This window comes from Phenylobacterium sp. (assembly GCF_030693805.1).
Classification (GTDB): domain Bacteria; phylum Pseudomonadota; class Alphaproteobacteria; order Caulobacterales; family Caulobacteraceae; genus Phenylobacterium.
This window is the reverse complement of record NZ_JAUXZW010000270.1, coordinates 1-16,365: the sequence shown is the minus strand read 5'-3', so window position 1 is coordinate 16,365 and position 16,365 is coordinate 1. Positions and strand designations below refer to the sequence as shown.

Genomic DNA, 16,365 nt, shown 5'->3' with positions numbered 1-16,365 from the left:
TGGCCAGCGGCCTGGTGCCGATCGTGGTCAGCGCGCACGCCCCCGCACCGGCCGAGGACAAGCGCCTGCCGTATGACGAGGCCGCGCCCGGCGCGGTTGGCCTGCAGACACTGTTGCCGGCGCTGCTGGCCTTCCACCATGACCGCCGCATCCCACTGATCGACCTGATCCGTACGGTGACCCAGGCGCCGGCCGACTTGATCGGACTATCCGCTGGTCGGCTGGCGAAGGGCGCTCCCGCCGACCTGGTGCTGTGCGATCTGAACGCGCCGGTGCTGATCGACGCCGACAAGCTGCTGTCAAAATCCAAGAACTCGCCATTCGACGGGCGCAGGCTTCAGGGCGCGGTGCGCATGACCCTGGTGGACGGCCGGGTGGTCTACACGGCGGACTAGCGCCTCCTCCGACTGCGTCATGGAGGAGTAGGCGCTTAGAGCAAGTTCAACAGGTCGTCGTAGATCGCGCCAAGTTGGGTTGGCGTCTTCAATCAACAGCAACTTCCAAGACCGGCGCCATTCCTTGATGCGGCGCTCACGCCGGAACGCGGCTTCGCGGCTTTCGTGCGCTTCGAACCAGACCAGGACATTGACGCCGTATCGAGCCGTGAAGCCGGCCCTTGCTTTCTCTCGGTGCTCGCAGATTCGATGCGCCAAATCGTCGGTGGAACCGGCGTAGAGCGTGCCGTTCCGTTTGCTCGCGAGCAGGTAGGTGTAGAACAATCGCGCCTGGGTAAGGCGCAGCTTGCCCTTGATGCGAAGACCTCGCAACCAGCTTCGCTCGCCCCGGCGAATGCCGGGGTCCAGGTCGAGAAACGCAGATCACCGATTAGGCCAACCACGCCTGTGAACCCACTTCAGAGCCGTTTGATCTGGGCCCCGGCATTCGCCGGGGTGAGCGGAGAATGGAGCCCGTTCGTCCGGGACCGCTTCTCGAGCTACAGCCGTTCGTCCAGCAAGGTCTGGACGAAGGTCTTCAGCCACGGGTTGCGGGCCCGGCGCAGCCGCTCCGCATGGTAGATGTGCGCCAGTTCTGCGTAGGCGCGGTCGAAGTCCTCGTTGATGATCACGTAGTCGTAGACGCCCCACTGGGCGATCTCGTCATAGGCGCGGCCCAGCCGGCGCTGGATGACGTCTTCATGGTCCTGGGCGCGCGCGTGCAGCCGCCGCGACAGGTCGGCCATCGACGGCGGCAGGATGAACACCCGCACGCAGTCGTCCGGCGCATGCTCGTTGATCTGGGCCGCACCCTGCCAGTCGATGTCGAACAGCACGTCCCGACCATTATCGAGGGCGGCCATGATCGGGGTGCGCGGGCTGCCGTAGCGATGCTCGTGGACGTTGGCCCACTCCAGGAACTCACCGGCCTCGACCATGGCGTCGAAGCCGGCGCGGTCGACGAAAAGGTACTCGCGGCCGTTTTCTTCGCCGGGCCGGGGCTGGCGGGTGGTCGCCGAGATCGACAGCGCCAGTTCTGCATGGTCGGCCACCAGTCGGCGCGAGAGCGAGGTCTTGCCGGCTCCCGACGGGCTGGAAATCAGCAGCATCAGGCCGCGCCGGCGATGGGCCTCATTCGACATTCTGCACCTGCTCTCGGAACTGCTCGATCACCGCCTTCAGGTCGAGGCCGATCACGGTGAGCGCGCTCATCGCCGATTTCGAGCACAGGGTATTGGCCTCACGCATGAACTCCTGCGTCAGGAAATCCAGCCTGCGACCCGCCGCGCCATCGCTGGCGATCAGCGTGCGCGCAGCCGCCACGTGCCCGATCAGTCGGTCCAGTTCCTCGCGCACGTCCGCTTTCACCGCCAGCGCTGCGGCTTCCTGGGCGATGCGATCCTCCAGGCCGGCCGGATCGCCGACCAGCTCGGCCATGCGCCGCACGAACCGCTCTTTCAGCACCAGGGGCTGCTCGCCAGCCTGGGCTGTCGCCGCCTCGACCAACGCCTCGATCCGGTCGACCAGCCCCGTGAGCACGCCCGTGAGGGCCGCGCCCTCCTCGCCCCGCGCTATGGCGAGCGCGTCCAGGGCGCCGCCCAGCGAGATTGCGATAGCCGCCTCAAGCGCGGCCTGCGCCTCAGGCGTATCCACGGCGTCGGCGGCCTCGATCACGCCCCGCAGGGCCAGCAGGCCGTCCAGGCGCGGCTTCTCCGCGCGCCCGGCTGCGACCAGGTCGGCGCCCGCCGCTGCATAGAGCGCCAGCAAGCTGGTGTTGATCTGCACCTGTGCGCCGCTGTCGGCCCGTTTGGCCTGAACGTTGAGCGTGAGCTGGCCGCGCTGGAAGCGGCTCTGGGCGCCCTCGCGTGCGGCCCGTTCGAGGCTTTCGAAGCCGGATGGACCCCGAAAACGCACGTCGAGATTGCGGCCATTGACCGAGCGCGCCTCCACAGCCCAGCTCCAGTCGCCCGCGGCGCCCTCGGTGCGGCCAAAGCCGGTCATCCCCGACAAGGCCATCAGGGCTTGGCCTTGGCGACGGGCGCAGGCTGCGCCTTCTCCAGTGCGCGCCAGCGCTCGACGTTGCGGCGGTGTTCCTCGTATGTCGAGGCGAAGACGTGGCCACCCGAGCCGTCGGCCACGAAGAACAGCTCGCTGGTCTGCGGCGGGTCCAGCACCGCGGCGATGGCCGCGCGTCCGGGATTGGCGATCGCCGTCGGCGGCAGGCCGTCGATCATGTAGGTGTTGTACGGCGACGGCGAGGTCAGCTCAGACAGCCGGATCCCGCGGCCCAGCGGCTTGCCGCGAGAGATGCCGTAGATGATCGTCGGATCACTCTCGAGCCGCATGCCGGACTTCAGCCGGTTGACGAACACCGCGGCGACGCGGGGCCGCTCGCTGGCGACGCCGGTTTCCTTCTCGACGACCGAGGCCAGGATGATCGCCTGTTCGGGAGTCGAGAACGGCAGGTCGGGCCGACGCTTGGCCCACAGCATAGCCAGCACCTGGTCACGCGCGTCCATCATCCGCTTGAGCACGGCGGCGCGGTCGTCGCCCCGTTCGAACTGGTAGGTGTCCGGCAGCACCGCACCCTCCGGCGGCGTTGCTGCGTCGCCGGTCAGCGAGGCCTCGCTTGAGAGGGCCTCGGCCACCATCTCGGCGGTGAAGCCCTCAGGGATGGTGATGAAGTGGCGCACCACGCGGCCGTTGCGGATGTCGTCCAGCACCGTCGCCATCGAAGCCTTGGAGGGGAAATTGTATTCGCCGGCCTTCAGCTCGCGCGCCGCGCCGGTCTACTGCGCGGACGCCAGGAAGATGGCGCTGGCGCGCACCACGCCGGCGCGCTCCAGCGCCGCCCCGATCTCCGACAGGCCTGCGCCGCGGCGCAGGATGACGGTCGTCTCGTCCCCGGCCTTCGCCTTGGGGCCCGGGCCGTTGTACGACCAGGCCGCCCATCCCAGCAGCAGCAGCGCCAGAACCGCCAGGGTGGCGCCGGCCGCACCCGCCGTGATGACCAGCCGGCGCATCGGCGAGAGGCCGCCAGAGGATCGGGAACGGGCCGGGCCGCGGCTCACGAGAACTTCTTGAAGACCACGGAGGCGTTGGTGCCGCCGAACCCGAACGAGTTCGACATGGCGATCTCGATCGACATCGGCTTGGCCTTGTTGGCCGCCAGGTCGATCGGAGTCTCCACCGACGGGTTCTCGAGGTTGATCGTCGGCGGCGCGATCTGATCGCGGATCGCCAGGCAGACGAAGGCCGCTTCGATGGCGCCGGCCGCGCCCAGCAGGTGCCCGGTCGCCGATTTGGTGGATGACATGGTGACCTTGCCGGCCGCCTGGCCCAACAGCCGCGTCACCGCGCCCAACTCGATCTCGTCGCCCAGCGGCGTCGAGGTGCCGTGGGCGTTGATGTAGTCGATGTCCGAAGGGTCGATGCGGGCGTCCTTGATCGCCGCCTGCATGGCGCGGAAGCCGCCGTCGCCGTCATCGGCCGGGGCGGTGATGTGGTAGGCGTCGCCGGCCAGTCCATAGCCCAGCACTTCGGCGTAGATCTTAGCGCCGCGCGCCTTGGCGTGCTCAAGCTCCTCAAGCACCAGGACGCCTGCGCCCTCGCCCATGACGAAGCCGTCGCGGTCCTTGTCGTATGGCCGCGAGGCGCGCTGGGGTTCGTCGTTGAAGTTGGTCGACATCGCCCGGCAGGCGATGAAGCCGGCCATGCCGACCGGGCAGATGGCGGCTTCGGCACCGCCGGCGACCATCACCTCGGCGTCGCCGTACTTTATCAGCCGCGCCGCGTCGCCGACCGCGTGCGCCCCGGTGGCGCAGGCGGTGACCACCGAGTGGTTCGGTCCCTTGAATCCGTGACGGATCGACACCTGGCCGGAGGCCAGGTTGATCAGCGCCGACGGGATGAAGAACGGGCTGACCCGGCGCGGGCCCTTCTCGTGCAGCTCGATGGAGGTGCGCTCGATGGTCGCCAGGCCGCCGATGCCGGAGCCGATGATGACGCCGGTGCGTTCGCGGTCGGCGTCCTCGGTCGGTTGCCAGCCGGAATCCCTCACCGCCTCGTCGGCGGCGGCGATAGCGTAGAGGATGAAATCGTCGACGCGGCGCTGGTCCTTGGGCGACAGCGTCGCATCGGGGTCGAAGCTGCCCGGTACATCGGGTCCGCCGCCGCCGCGCCCGTCAACGCGAGGCACCTCGCAGGCGACCTGACACGCGTAGTCCGTGGGATCGAAGGTGGTGACCCGCCCGGCGCCGGACTTGCCGGCCAGGATCGCCTGCCAAGACAGTTCGGTCCCCTGTCCCAACGGGGTGAGCAGGCCGATCCCGGTGACAACGACTCGACGCATGGAATCTCCCAGCTCTTGATCGGCCCATACGAAGACCGCCGCGGCTTTCCGGCGCAAGGGCCTTTAAGCGACGCGGCGGTCGGAAGCTCGAAGCGGTCGAAAGCGTCAGGCGCCCAGGCGTTCCTGGATGAACTTCACGGCGTCGCCGACAGTCTGGATATGCTCGGCGGCGTCGTCCGGAATCTCAATATCGAACTCTTCCTCGAAGGCCATTACCAGCTCGACGTTGTCGAGGCTGTCGGCGCCCAGGTCATCGATGAAGCTGGCCTTTTCGGTGACCTTTTCGGGATCGGCGTCGAGGTGCTCGATCACGATCTTGCGCACGCGCTCTAGGACGTCGGACATCAGGTTTAGTCCCTCGTTATTCGCTAAATCCATCCGATGCGGCTGACGGGTTGTCAACCGCGTGGGATCGTTGGTTAAAGACTTGTCGCTACACAGGTTCGAAAGCCGCGTAGCATGTTCCTTTATACGATGCCAGCCGATGGCGGGCCGCCTTAAATCATCGCCATTCCGCCGTTCACGTGCAGGGTCTGGCCGGTCATGTAGGCCGCTTCGTCACTGGCGAGATAGACGCAAGCTGCGGCGATTTCGCGGCCCTCGCCGAGCCGCGCCGCTGGGATGGTCGTCAGGATCTGCGCACGCTGCTGTTCGTTCAGCGCCTGGGTCATCGGACTCTCGATGAAGCCGGGCGCAACGCAGTTCACGGTGATGCCGCGCGTCGCGACTTCCTGCGCCAAGGCCTTGGAAAAGCCGATCATTCCGGCTTTCGACGCCGCATAGTTGGCCTGGCCCGGATTGCCGGTGACGCCCACGATCGAGGTGATGCCGATGATCCGGCCGGAGCGCCGCTTCATCATCCCGCGCAACGCCGCGCGCGACAGCCGGAAATAGCTCTCCAGGTTGACCTTGAGTACGGTCTCCCAGTCGGCGTCCTTCATGCGCAACAGCAAGCCGTCGCGGGTGATTCCGGCGTTCGCCACGAGGATGTCGATGGGCGCGCCGGCGGCCGCCTCGGCGGCCTCCAGCAGTCCGTCGACCGCGGCCGAATCCGAAAGGTCCGCGGCCGCGACGCTGGCGCGTTCGCCGAGTTCGGCGGCCAGCGCCTGAAGCACCGGCTCACGGGTGCCCGACAGCACCACCGACGCCCCTTGGGCATGCAGGGCGCGGGCGATTTCGGCCCCGATGCCGCCGGTCGCGCCGGTGACCAGCGCGGTCTTTCCAGTCAGGTCGAACATGTCAGAGGCTCTTGGCGAAGGCGTCTAGGTCGGCGGGCGTGTTCAGGGGAGTGGCCTCGGCGTCGGGCGCGATGCGCTTGGCCATGCCAGACAGCACCTTGCCGGCGCCGGCTTCGGCGAAACGGGTGACGCCGCCCTGCGACGTCAGCCACAACATGCTCTCGCGCCAGCGCACGCGCCCCGTCACCTGCTCCACCAGCAGGCGGCGGATCTCGTCGGCGTCGTGGGTCGGACGCGCGGTGATGTTGGCGACGAGAGGCGCTCGCGGGGCGATGATGGTCGCGCGCCCCAGCGCTTCCGCCATCTCGTCGGCCGCCGGCTGCATCAAAGGGCAGTGGAAAGGGGCCGAGACGTTCAGCGGGATCGCGCGTGCGCCCAGCGTCTTGGCCTTCTCGATCGCCACATCGACCGCGACCTTGTCGCCGGAGATCACCACATTGCCCTGGTTATTGTCGTTGGCGACCACACAGACGCCGACCGCGGCGCCGGCGGCCGCAGCCTCCTCGGCCAAGGCGACGTCGGTCTTGGGGCCGATCAGCGAGGCCATCGCGCCCGCGCCCACCGGCACGGCCCGCTGCATCGCCTGCCCCCGCAGCTTCAGCAGCCGGGCGGTGTCGGCCAGGCTGATGGCGCCGGCCGCGGCGAGCGCGGAGTATTCGCCCAGGCTATGGCCGGCGACAAACGCCGCCCGCTCGATGGCGACGCCGAACTCGCGCTCAAGCGTGCGAGTCACAGCCAGGCTCACGGCCATCAGGGCGGGCTGGGCGTTCTCGGTCAGGGTCAACTCGTCTTCGGGGCCTTCGCGCATGAGCTTCGACAGCTTCTGGCCCAGTGCGTCGTCAACCTCCTGGAAGACCTCGCGAGCGGCGGCGAACGCTTCGGCCAGGTCCGCGCCCATGCCGATGCTCTGACTGCCCTGTCCGGGGAACAGGAATGCGAGGCTCATGGGCGGCTCCCTTCGAATCCGCGGCGAGGGTTAGGGGATATGGCCGGCGCGGGCAAGACGGCGGACATGCGCTGCGCGCTGGCGTCCACCAGGACGGCGGGCGCATACTGGACGAAAGCCTTCCGGGAGAAGTCCATGAAACGCCTCGCCGCCGCCGCAGTCCTGGCCACCCTCGCCGTCTCGCCCGCCTTCGCGGCGCTCAAGGCCGGCGCAAAGGCCCCCGATTTCAGCGCGCCCGCCTACCTGGCTGGGGAGCCGTTCACCTACAAACTCTCCGACGCCCTGAAGAAGGGTCCGGTGGTGCTGTATTTCTTCCCGGCCGCACACACCAAGGGCTGCAACCTCGAGGCGCATCTGTTCTCGGAAGCCGCCGGTGAATTCAAGGCGCAAGGCGCCTCCATCGTCGGCGTCACCGCCGGCAAGGTCGACGAACTGGCGGACTTCTCGAAGGAGACGGAGCACTGCGGCGGCAAGTTCCCGGTCGCCGCCGACGTGGGCCTGAAAGTGGCCAACAGCTACGACGCCGTGCTCGGACCGATGGCGCCGATCTCCAGCCGCACGTCCTACGTGATCGCGCCCAACGGCACGGTGCTGCACGCCTATTCGGCGATGTCCCCCGACAAGCACGTCGAAGAAACCCTCGCCGCCGTCAAGGAATGGCGCGCGAAGAAGAAATAGGCGAGCGCCCTCTTCCCGATCACCCTCGCGAAAGCCGGGGCCCATGCTGATTTACGATTTGCATGCGGATCGTCCGCTTGGGTCCCGACTTTCGTCGGGATGAGCGGCGATGGCTGACGCCGACCCTAAGAATCGCCGGCGGAGGCGGTCTTCGGGGCGCAGGTGAGGCGCGCGCAAAGGCGCGTCTCCATGTCCGCCTTCATGGTCGGCATCAGTTCCTTCATCGCCGGCGCCATCTTGGCCGAAAAGGTCGGAGACTTGGCGACCAGGGCCTGGCCAGTCGGGCTTTCGTAGAAGGCGACCAGATCTTCCAGCTCCTTTTCGGTGAAGGTGGTGGCGAAGATCGGCGTCAGCCTGTCCATCATCCGCGCGACCATCGCCTGGCTGGATTCACCGGCCACGTCGACGATCGCCTGGCGCTGGGCCGGCGTCATGGCGGGGTTTGCCTTGGCCATCCGCTCGACCACCACCGGGGCCATGGCGCGGATCGTCGCGTGCATGGTGCGATCCATGTGCATGGCCAGGAAGTAGCGCCGGGTGAGGTCCAAAGAACGTGCGCTGGGCTGAGCCTGACCGGCCGTGGCGCTCGCGTCTACGCCCGGCGCCTTGGTCGCCGTCGTCTCACCCGCCAGGCTGGGCGCCGCTGCGTAGAGGATCGTCCCCATGGCGGCCGTCGCCAGGCCGATCCGCGCTCGTCTCAGCATCCGATTCCCCGAGTGTGCCGATTTGGGATAACTGCGCCACCTCGCCGTCTCTTGGCAAGCCCGAAGCGTTGCAAAGCTTGTGGGCGCCCTGGACTTGCTCGCGACTTGCCCTGAGGGCGCTTTTCCCGTAATGCCCCGCCTCTTCAATGGATGGCGGTCTCGTCACGGAACACCAATGGGTCGGGACCATCCCGACCGCCGCGACAATGAGATCCATCGCAACCAACGGTCCTTCCGCCGTCGCGCGCGCCGCTCTCCGTATGGGAAGAAGGAACATATGGCGTTCTACGAACACGTGGTCATTTCGCGGCAGGATATCTCGCCGCAACAGGCCGAAGCGCTCAACGACACGATGAAGGGCTTGATCGAGCAAGGCGGCGGATCCGTCGCCAAGATCGAGTACTGGGGCCTGCGCAACCTCACCTACCGCATCAAGAAGAACCGCAAGGGCCACTACTCGCTGCTGGCCATCGACGCGCCGTCCGACGCCGTCAAGGAGATGGAGCGTCAGCTCTCGCTCAATGAAGACGTGCTGCGCTTCATGACCGTGCGCGTCGAGGAGCTCGACTTGGAGCTCTCGCCCGTGCTGGCGCGCCGCGACCGTGATCGCGAACGCCGCAGCGACGACTTCCCCGCCAAAGACGGAGGCTTCTGATGACCGACGAAACCGTCACCACCGCGGCGCCCGGCGCCTCGACCAGCGCCCGTCGCCCGTTCTTCCGCCGCCGCAAGGTGTGCCCGTTCTCCGGCGCCAACGCCCCGAAGATCGACTACAAGGACGTGAAGCTCCTGCAGCGTTACGTCTCCGAGCGCGGCAAGATCGTGCCGTCGCGCATCACTGCGGTCTCCGCCAAGAAGCAACGTGAGCTGGCCAAGGCCATCAAGCGCGCCCGCTTCCTGGCGTTGCTCCCCTATGTCGTGAAGTAAGGGAGCGACCCCGATGAAAGTCATTCTGCTCGAACGCGTCGAAGGCTGGGGCAGCCTCGGCGACATCGTCACCGTCAAGGACGGTTACGCCCGCAACTACCTGCTGCCCCGCGCCAAGGCCCTGCGCGCCAACAACGCCAGCCTGAAGGCGTTCGAGGCCCAGCGCGCCGAGATCGAGGCGCGCAACGCCAAGGCCCGCGAGGCCGCCGGCAAGAGCGGCGAGAAGCTGGACGGGTCGTCCTACATCCTGATCCGTCAGGCGGGCGAAAGCGGCCAGCTCTACGGTTCGGTCGCCGCCCGTGACGTCGTCGACGCGATCACCGCTGAAGGCGGCCGGGTCGAGCGTTCGCTCGTGGTGCTCGACAAGCCGATCAAGACCCTGGGCATGCACGAGGTGAAGATCCGTCTTCACCCCGAAGTGACCGTCACGGTGACGCTCAACATCGCGCGCTCCGCCGATGAAGCCGAGCGTCAAGCCCGCGGTGAGAACATTATCAGCTCGCAGTTCGAGGAAGACCGCCTGTCCGCGGAAGAAGCGGCGGCTGATCTTCTCGACGGCGGCGCAGGCTCCCAGGCCGGCGACTACGACGAACACTAGAGCTGGCTATAGCCAAGCTTGCAGGCGGCGCGGGTCCCAAGATCCGCGCCGTTTTTGTATTCGCTGTTGCAAATACGTTACGCCGCACTGCAGCAATGTAACCTAAATTGTCACCAACGGCCGCTGGACTCCCCACGCGCGGCCCTTGGGATCCATTCATGCATCAACGTGCAGCACTGCTCGCCGCGGCTTCGGTCGCGGCGCTCTGGGCCGGTTCGGCCGCCGCCCAACCCGCCACCGCCGAAAGCGAAGTCGAAGAAATCGTCGTCACCGGCACCCGCGTCGCCGGTCGCTCGCGCCTCGAGACCTTGGCGCCCGTTGACGTGCTGGGCACGGATCAATTGGCCCGCCAGGGCAACGGCGCCGAACTCGCCCAGGCGCTGGCCAATCTCACGCCGGCCCTGGATTTCCCGCGCCCGGCGATCTCCGACGGCACCGACAGCGTGCGCCCGGCCGTCCTGCGCGGACTTCAGCCTGACCAGACCCTGGTGCTGGTCAATGGCATGCGCGGCCACACCTCGGCGCTGATCAACGTCAACACCAGCATCGGTCGCGGCGCGGCCGCCTTTGACCTCAACACCATTCCGACGGTGGCGCTCTCCCAAGTGGAAGTGCTGCGCGACGGCGCGGCCGCCCAGTACGGATCCGACGCCATCGCCGGCGTGATCAACCTGCGCCTGCGTGAAGCCCGCACCGGCGGCGGCGTGACCCTGAGCTACGGCCTCTACAACACCACCTTCAAGACCTCGCGCGGCGAACGCGACGCCTCCGACGGCCTCACTGAGTCGGTGTCCGCCTGGCAGGGCCTGCCGCTGGGCGAAGACGGCTTCCTGACGATCTCCGGCGAGTATCTGCTGCGCCACCCGACCAACCGTTCGGACTTCAGCAACCCCGCCGCCCTGCCGCTGCTGGCCGGCAACGTCATCGGCCGCTACGGCGATCCGAAGCTCGACAGCTACGCGATTTACGCCAACGCCGGCCTGCCGCTGAACGACGTCTGGGAGCTGTATGGCTACGGCGGCTACCAGCACCGGGACTCGACCTCGGGGGCCACCGCGCGGCCCTACACCGACGCCACGCGAAACATCATTGCGGTCTATCCGCTGGGCTATCTGCCGAAGATCAAAGCCAAGATCGAGGACTACAACGTCCAGGGCGGCGTGCGCGGCGAACTGGCCGGCTTCAAGGTCGACCTGGGAACCAGCTACGGCAAGAACGAGATCGAGTACCGCACCGTCGACACCATCAACACGTCGCTGGGCGCAACCTCTCCGACGAACTTCTACTCGGGCAAGCTCAGCTATGACCAGTGGCTGGTGAACCTGAACGTTTCCAAGCCCTTCGAGGTGGGGCTTATCAGCCCGCTGAACACCGCGTTCGGCCTGGAGTACCGCCGCGAGTCGTTCCAGATCGACGCAGGCGAGGTCAATTCCTACATCTTCGGTCCCGACAAGACCAAGGCGCCCGGCGCCCAGGGCTTCCCGGGCTTCAAGCCGGTCAACGTCACCGACGTCGACCGCAACAACTGGAGCGCCTACGTCGACCTGGAAGGCAAGCTGACCGAGGCCTTCGGCTTCGATGTCGCCGCCCGCTACGAGGACTATTCGGACTTCGGCTCCAAGGCGACCGGCAAGCTGTCGGCCCGCTACGACTTCACGCCTGAGTTCGCCCTGCGCGGCTCGGTGTCCAGCGGCTTCAAGGCCCCGGCCCTGCAGCAGCAGTACTTCACCTACAACGCCACCAACAACACCCTGGTGAACGGCACCTTCCAGCTGGTCGAGGTCGGCACCCTGCCGGTCTCCAATCCGATCGCCCGGGCCCTGGGGGCCAAGCCTCTGGAGCCGGAAACAGCGATCAACTACTCGGTCGGCGCGGTCTATCGCGCGGGCGCCTTCGAGCTGACGATCGACGCCTATCAGATCGACCTCGAGAACCGCATAGTCCTGTCGGAGAACCTGCCCAACGCCGGCACGCCGGCCGCCACGGCCGCAGCCATCGCCGCGATCCTGGCGCCGGAGGGCCTGACCGCCGCGCGCTTCTTCATCAACGGCGTCGATTCCACCACCAAGGGCATCGACGTGGTGGCGCGCTACAAGATGGACCTCGGCGAAAGCCGCCTCGACCTCACGGCCGCAGCGAACTTCAACGACACCGAGATCACCAAGACCCCGCCCCTGCCGGCCGTCGCCGCCCTGCCCACGACGACCGTTCTGTTCGACCGCCAGGCGCGCCTGACCTTCGAACAGGGTACGCCGGAGCGCAAGATCGTGCTCTCGGCCGACTGGACGCTGGCCGACTTCGGTCTGAACGCCAAGATCACCAACTATGACAGCGTGCTGCTGCCGCAGAACGCGCTGGGGTCGGACCAGAACACCGGCGACGCCACGCTGGTGGATCTCGAGGCGCGATACACCTTCCCGATGGGCGTCGGCATCGCGTTGGGGGCCAACAACCTCCTCGATGAATACCCGGTCTATACGCCCGGCTCGATCAACGGCGCGACGGGCTCGATCGGCTTCCCCGCCTACTCGCCGTTCGGCTTCAACGGCCGCTTCCTGTATGGGCGCGTGAGCTACAACTGGTAAGGTTTGGAGCGGCGCGGAGGATCGGTCCTTCGCGCCGCCGCCTTGCACCGGCGGATCGTCCACAGGCCGTGGAGTCATGTGGGTGAATCCACATGCCGCATCGCGCCGGCGCGCTTCCTAAACTATCAGTAACCAATGGCGATCGTTCCTGCCCTAGACCTGCGTCCGGTCCGCAACGACCCGACGATCGCGCACGTGCCGGCCAACCTGGAGGCCGAGCAGGCGCTGCTGGGCGTGCTGCTGTACGACAACGCCGCCTTCGAGCGGATCGGCGACTTCCTGCAGGCCGCCCACTTCTACGAGCCGCTGCATCAGCGGCTGTTCACCGCCATCGCCACCTACATCCGCAAGGGTCAGCTCGCTGAGCCGATCCTGATGGTCGAGCAGTTCTCGCGCGATCCCGCGTTCGAGGAAATGGGCGGCGTCCGCTACCTGGCCGACCTGGTGGACCGCGCTCCGCCATCGGCCAACGCGCCCGACTACGCCCGTGTCGTCTATGACGCGGCGCTGCGCCGCGACCTGATCCGCATCGGCGGCGAGATCGCCGCCGACGCCGCCCACGCCGACGCGGATCGTTCAGCCCGCGACCAGATCGAGTCCGCCGAGCAGCAACTGTTCCAGTTGGCCGAGACCGGCGGCGTGAGCCAGGGCTTCGTCCCGTTCGCCGACGCCCTGCGCGGCGCCGTCGCCATGGCCGCTGAGGCCCATAGTCGCGACGGGGGACTGGCCGGCGTCTCCACCGGCCTGATCGACCTCGACCAGAAGATCGGCGGGCTGCACCCTTCCGACCTGGTGATCCTGGCCGCACGTCCCTCCATGGGAAAGTCGTCGCTGGCCTGTAACATCGCCTTCGACGTCGCTCGCAACTACGCGTGGGAGCCGCAGCCGGACGGGTCACGCAAGACCGTCTCCGGCGGGGTGGTGGCGTTCTTCTCCCTGGAAATGGCGGCTGAGCAGTTGGCCATGCGCCTGCTGGCGGAAGTCTCGGGCGTTTCCGGCGACCGCCTGCGCAAGGGCGAGATCGACGCCTCGGAATTCGGCCGCGTACGTGACGCCTCTATCGAGATCCAGGACGCGCCGCTCTACATCGACGCCACCGGCGGCATCAGCATGTCGAAGCTGGCCGCCCGCGCGCGGCGGCTGAAGCGCATGGTCGGCCTCGACCTGCTGATCGTCGACTACCTGCAGCTGATCACCGCCGGCGAAGGCAGCCGCTCGGACAACCGGGTGCAGGAGGTGAGCATGATCACCCAGGGCCTCAAGGCCCTGGCCAAGGAACTGTCGATCCCGGTGATCGCGCTGTCGCAGCTCTCCCGCCAGGTGGAGAACCGCGAGGACAAGAAGCCTCAGCTCTCCGACCTGCGAGAATCCGGCTCGATCGAGCAGGACGCGGACATGGTCATGTTCATCTACCGCGAGAGCTACTACCTGAGCCGGCTGGAGCCGCGCGAGGGCACCGAAGAGCACTTCAAGTGGCAGGAGCAGATGGACCAGGTCCGGGGCCTGGCCGAGGTGATCATCGGCAAGCAGCGCCACGGCCCGATCGGCAACGTCAAGCTGTCGTTCAACGAGGACATCACCAAATTCGGCAATCTCGCCCGCGACGGCCGCTACGATCCACGCTGAGCGGTCGGCGACCTACCCCTTCGGCGCGAGCTTTTCGAGCCGGCCGGGCCCGACCGCGGCGACCGCGGCCTTGAGTTCATCCACCGACGCCTTCTCGCCTTCAGCCTGGATCATGAAGCGGTCGCCGGCGAAGACGCTGTACTCGCCGTGGCCGGAGTTGCGGTCGTACTCCTCCATGGTCGTGCGCCCGTCGACCTTGCCGAGCTTCTCATAGCGGCCGTTCTCCTCACTGGAGGAGTGCACGTTGAACGCGCCCGCCATGGCGGCCAGAGCGCCCGCCGCACCCATGTCGGTGACGGTCACGGTGATCTGGGCGTCACCCTTCTTGTAGAGCGCCTTGGCCGACGAGGTGGTCATCCCGCCCGCCCCGCCGCTGGCCGATGAGCTGGACTCCAGCGCGTAGCCGGCGACCGAGGCCGGCAGGAAGCCCTTCAGCACGCCCGGATCGGCCATGGCGACGCTTGCACCACCGTCGCCGCCTGTCTGCATCTGCTTGGCCGCGGCCTCCATCTGTTTCGATGCGGCTTCGAGCTTACCCAGGTCGACCGAGCCGCCGCCAGGCGTCGTCAACACACCCGCTCCGGCGTTTCTGGACATCGCGCCGGCGGCCCCGCCGCCAGCCATGTTCATCGCTGCACCGGCGATCGACATCACAACGATATTCACGACCGCGGCGACGATCACCATGAGGACCGTGTAGGGCAGCGCCTTGTCTTCCGGCGTCTTCATCAGGATGGGAAGGCCCTTGTACAGCAGGAAGAGGCTGTACAGGGCGCCCGGTATCACCAGGATGCCCAGGGCTGGAACCAACTGGAACACGCCGCTGATCCACGCCGCCACTGACGCATACGCCACGAGCTTGAAGGCCTGGACCTGGTTCTTGGTCCCACCGAAGGTAGGCGCGAGCGCATCGATGACCAGGGCGGTGATGTAGACGCCCGCCAGGCTGAGCGCGTATTGCACGATCGCGCTGGTCAGGGCGCTGGGGATCGAGGGCTTGTAGCTGAAGCCTAGTACGCTGACGCCGAACACCACCATGCCAATGAAGCCGCAGACGGCGGGGATCGCGGCCAGCGGGATCACCCAGCTTTTGTAGAGGCCGCCGACAGTCGCCGGTTCGACGTCGATCACCTGCCAGGTCGCCGTCGGCTGGGTGAGTAGGCTCTTGATCCGCGCGAGCAGGTTCCCACCTGTCGATCCCGGTTCCACGACGCTCATTGCGGCCTCTCCTGCATCGATTGAAGCCCAAAGCCTAGCTGAACCGCGGCCGCTGCGACAGAGCGCCGTCCCTCCCCTCGCAGACGAGGGCTTCGGACGCCGTTACACTGGGCGTTCACTTGCGAATCAGGGAGAGCACATGGCCCGCGACGGCGCCGTCTACGTTTGCCAGTCCTGCGGCGCGAGCCAGGCCAAGTGGTCGGGCCAGTGCCCGGCCTGCAACGCCTGGAACAGCCTCGTCGAGGAGACCCAAGGCCGCCCGCCTGGCGCGCTGGCGCCCAGTCGCGCGACCCGCGTGCGCGGCCTGGCCTTCGAGACGCTGGACCATGACGCCGCGCCGGCCAAGCGGATCGCCACGGGCGTGGAGGAGTTCGACCGCGTGTGCGGCGGCGGCGTGGTGCCCGGTTCTGCGATCTTGCTTGGCGGCGACCCGGGCGTCGGCAAATCCACCCTGTTGTTGCAGGTCGCAGCAGAGGCGTCTCGGCGCGGCTCGAAGTGCGCCTACATCTCCGGCGAAGAGGCGGTGGAGCAGGTTCGCGCCCGCGCCCATCGCATGGGCCTGGCCGATGCGCCGGTGAAGCTGGCGGCGGAGACCTCGCTGCGCGAGATCCTGGACGGATTGAAGCGCGAGCATTTCGATCTGGTGGTCATCGATTCGATCCAGACCATGTGGAGCGACGCCCACGAGGCGGGTCCGGGCTCCGTCACACAGGTGCGCGCCGCGGCCGGCGAACTGGTCAGGCTGGCCAAGAAGCGCGGGGTCGCGGTGATCCTCGTCGGCCACGTCACCAAGGAAGGGACCATCGCCGGCCCCCGGGTGATCGAACACATGGTCGATGCGGTGCTGTCGTTCGAGGGCGAGCGTGGCTATCCGTTCCGCGTGCTGCGTGGGGCCAAGAACCGTTTCGGCGCCACCGACGAGATCGGCGTCTTCGAGATGGGCGAATCGGGACTCGCCGAAGTGGCCAATCCATCAGCCCTGTTCCTCAACACGTCCGGAGAGCGCGCGGCGGGCGCAGCCGTGTTCGCAGGCGTCGAGGGATCGCGCCCGGTGCTGGTG

General features: G+C 67.4%; 19 protein-coding genes. 8 read left to right on the top strand and 11 right to left on the bottom strand.

What is annotated here, in order from left to right; translation table 11 throughout:
• A partial coding sequence (locus Q8M88_RS10425) for an amidohydrolase family protein (RefSeq protein ID WP_305597097.1) occupies nt 1-395 on the top strand: 395 nt, incomplete at its 5' end.
• Here the strand turns inward: Q8M88_RS10425 and Q8M88_RS17725 are convergent.
• From Q8M88_RS17725 to fabD, 9 genes are all read right to left on the bottom strand, one after another.
• Nucleotides 300-719, bottom strand: a complete 420-nt coding sequence (locus tag Q8M88_RS17725; protein ID WP_371132670.1) for a GIY-YIG nuclease family protein — start codon at nt 717-719, stop codon at nt 300-302. The two genes, Q8M88_RS10425 and Q8M88_RS17725, sit on opposite strands and share 96 nt — an antisense overlap.
• A gap of 215 nt (nt 720-934) precedes the next feature.
• Nucleotides 935-1,576, bottom strand: coding sequence for a guanylate kinase (gene gmk / locus Q8M88_RS10415; protein ID WP_305597096.1), 642 nt, complete (start codon nt 1,574-1,576; stop codon nt 935-937).
• On the bottom strand, nt 1,566-2,450 hold the full coding sequence (locus Q8M88_RS10410; protein ID WP_305597095.1) for a YicC/YloC family endoribonuclease: 885 nt from the start codon (nt 2,448-2,450) through the stop codon (nt 1,566-1,568). Before Q8M88_RS10410 ends, gmk begins: the two co-directional genes overlap by 11 nt.
• The gene (gene mltG / locus Q8M88_RS10405; protein ID WP_371132668.1) at nt 2,450-3,166 is read right to left on the bottom strand and encodes an endolytic transglycosylase MltG; all 717 of its coding nucleotides are present in this window, start codon (nt 3,164-3,166) and stop codon (nt 2,450-2,452) included. The genes Q8M88_RS10410 and mltG overlap by 1 nt, the downstream gene beginning before the upstream one ends.
• A gap of 57 nt (nt 3,167-3,223) precedes the next feature.
• The gene (locus Q8M88_RS17720) at nt 3,224-3,505 is read right to left on the bottom strand and encodes a hypothetical protein (protein WP_371132667.1); all 282 of its coding nucleotides are present in this window, start codon (nt 3,503-3,505) and stop codon (nt 3,224-3,226) included.
• A complete protein-coding gene (gene fabF / locus Q8M88_RS10400) occupies nt 3,502-4,785 on the bottom strand; it encodes a beta-ketoacyl-ACP synthase II (RefSeq protein ID WP_305597094.1) in 1,284 nt (427 codons plus the stop codon). Before fabF ends, Q8M88_RS17720 begins: the two co-directional genes overlap by 4 nt.
• A 105-nt stretch (nt 4,786-4,890) precedes the next feature.
• Nucleotides 4,891-5,130, bottom strand: coding sequence for an acyl carrier protein (locus Q8M88_RS10395; RefSeq protein ID WP_012522113.1), 240 nt, complete (start codon nt 5,128-5,130; stop codon nt 4,891-4,893).
• 152 nt (nt 5,131-5,282) lie between these two features.
• Entirely contained in the window at nt 5,283-6,023 is a 741-nt protein-coding gene (gene fabG, locus Q8M88_RS10390) for a 3-oxoacyl-[acyl-carrier-protein] reductase (protein WP_305597093.1), read from the bottom strand.
• 1 nt (nt 6,024) lies between these two features.
• Nucleotides 6,025-6,969: an ACP S-malonyltransferase gene (gene fabD, locus Q8M88_RS10385; protein ID WP_305597092.1), complete on the bottom strand. Its 945-nt coding sequence runs from the start codon at nt 6,967-6,969 to the stop codon at nt 6,025-6,027.
• Between the two features lie 135 nt (nt 6,970-7,104).
• On the opposite strand from fabD, the gene Q8M88_RS10380 reads away from it, so the two are divergent.
• Nucleotides 7,105-7,647, top strand: a complete 543-nt coding sequence (locus tag Q8M88_RS10380; RefSeq protein WP_305597091.1) for a peroxiredoxin — start codon at nt 7,105-7,107, stop codon at nt 7,645-7,647.
• A gap of 125 nt (nt 7,648-7,772) precedes the next feature.
• On the opposite strand, the gene Q8M88_RS10375 is transcribed toward Q8M88_RS10380, so the two are convergent.
• On the bottom strand, nt 7,773-8,351 hold the full coding sequence (locus tag Q8M88_RS10375; protein ID WP_305597090.1) for a DUF2059 domain-containing protein: 579 nt from the start codon (nt 8,349-8,351) through the stop codon (nt 7,773-7,775).
• Nucleotides 8,352-8,628: 277 nt separating this feature from the next.
• Here Q8M88_RS10375 and rpsF point away from each other — a divergent pair, with 277 nt between their 5' ends.
• From rpsF to Q8M88_RS10350, 5 genes are all read left to right on the top strand, one after another.
• On the top strand, nt 8,629-9,006 hold the full coding sequence (gene rpsF / locus Q8M88_RS10370; RefSeq protein ID WP_305597088.1) for a 30S ribosomal protein S6: 378 nt from the start codon (nt 8,629-8,631) through the stop codon (nt 9,004-9,006).
• Nucleotides 9,006-9,278, top strand: a complete 273-nt coding sequence (rpsR, locus tag Q8M88_RS10365) for a 30S ribosomal protein S18 (protein ID WP_305597086.1) — start codon at nt 9,006-9,008, stop codon at nt 9,276-9,278. The genes rpsF and rpsR overlap by 1 nt, the downstream gene beginning before the upstream one ends.
• Before the next feature lie 13 nt (nt 9,279-9,291).
• A complete protein-coding gene (gene rplI, locus Q8M88_RS10360) occupies nt 9,292-9,876 on the top strand; it encodes a 50S ribosomal protein L9 (protein ID WP_305597084.1) in 585 nt (194 codons plus the stop codon).
• A 158-nt stretch (nt 9,877-10,034) separates the two neighbouring features.
• The gene (locus Q8M88_RS10355) at nt 10,035-12,461 is read left to right on the top strand and encodes a TonB-dependent siderophore receptor (RefSeq protein ID WP_305597082.1); all 2,427 of its coding nucleotides are present in this window, start codon (nt 10,035-10,037) and stop codon (nt 12,459-12,461) included.
• Nucleotides 12,462-12,596: 135 nt separating this feature from the next.
• A complete protein-coding gene (locus Q8M88_RS10350) occupies nt 12,597-14,087 on the top strand; it encodes a replicative DNA helicase (protein WP_305597080.1) in 1,491 nt (496 codons plus the stop codon).
• A 12-nt stretch (nt 14,088-14,099) separates the two neighbouring features.
• Here the strand turns inward: Q8M88_RS10350 and Q8M88_RS10345 are convergent, their stop codons facing one another.
• Nucleotides 14,100-15,305, bottom strand: coding sequence for a Yip1 family protein (locus Q8M88_RS10345; protein ID WP_305597078.1), 1,206 nt, complete (start codon nt 15,303-15,305; stop codon nt 14,100-14,102).
• 139 nt (nt 15,306-15,444) lie between these two features.
• On the opposite strand from Q8M88_RS10345, the gene Q8M88_RS10340 reads away from it, so the two are divergent.
• On the top strand, nt 15,445-16,365 hold a 921-nt coding region (locus Q8M88_RS10340; RefSeq protein ID WP_305597076.1), incomplete at its 3' end, for a DNA repair protein RadA.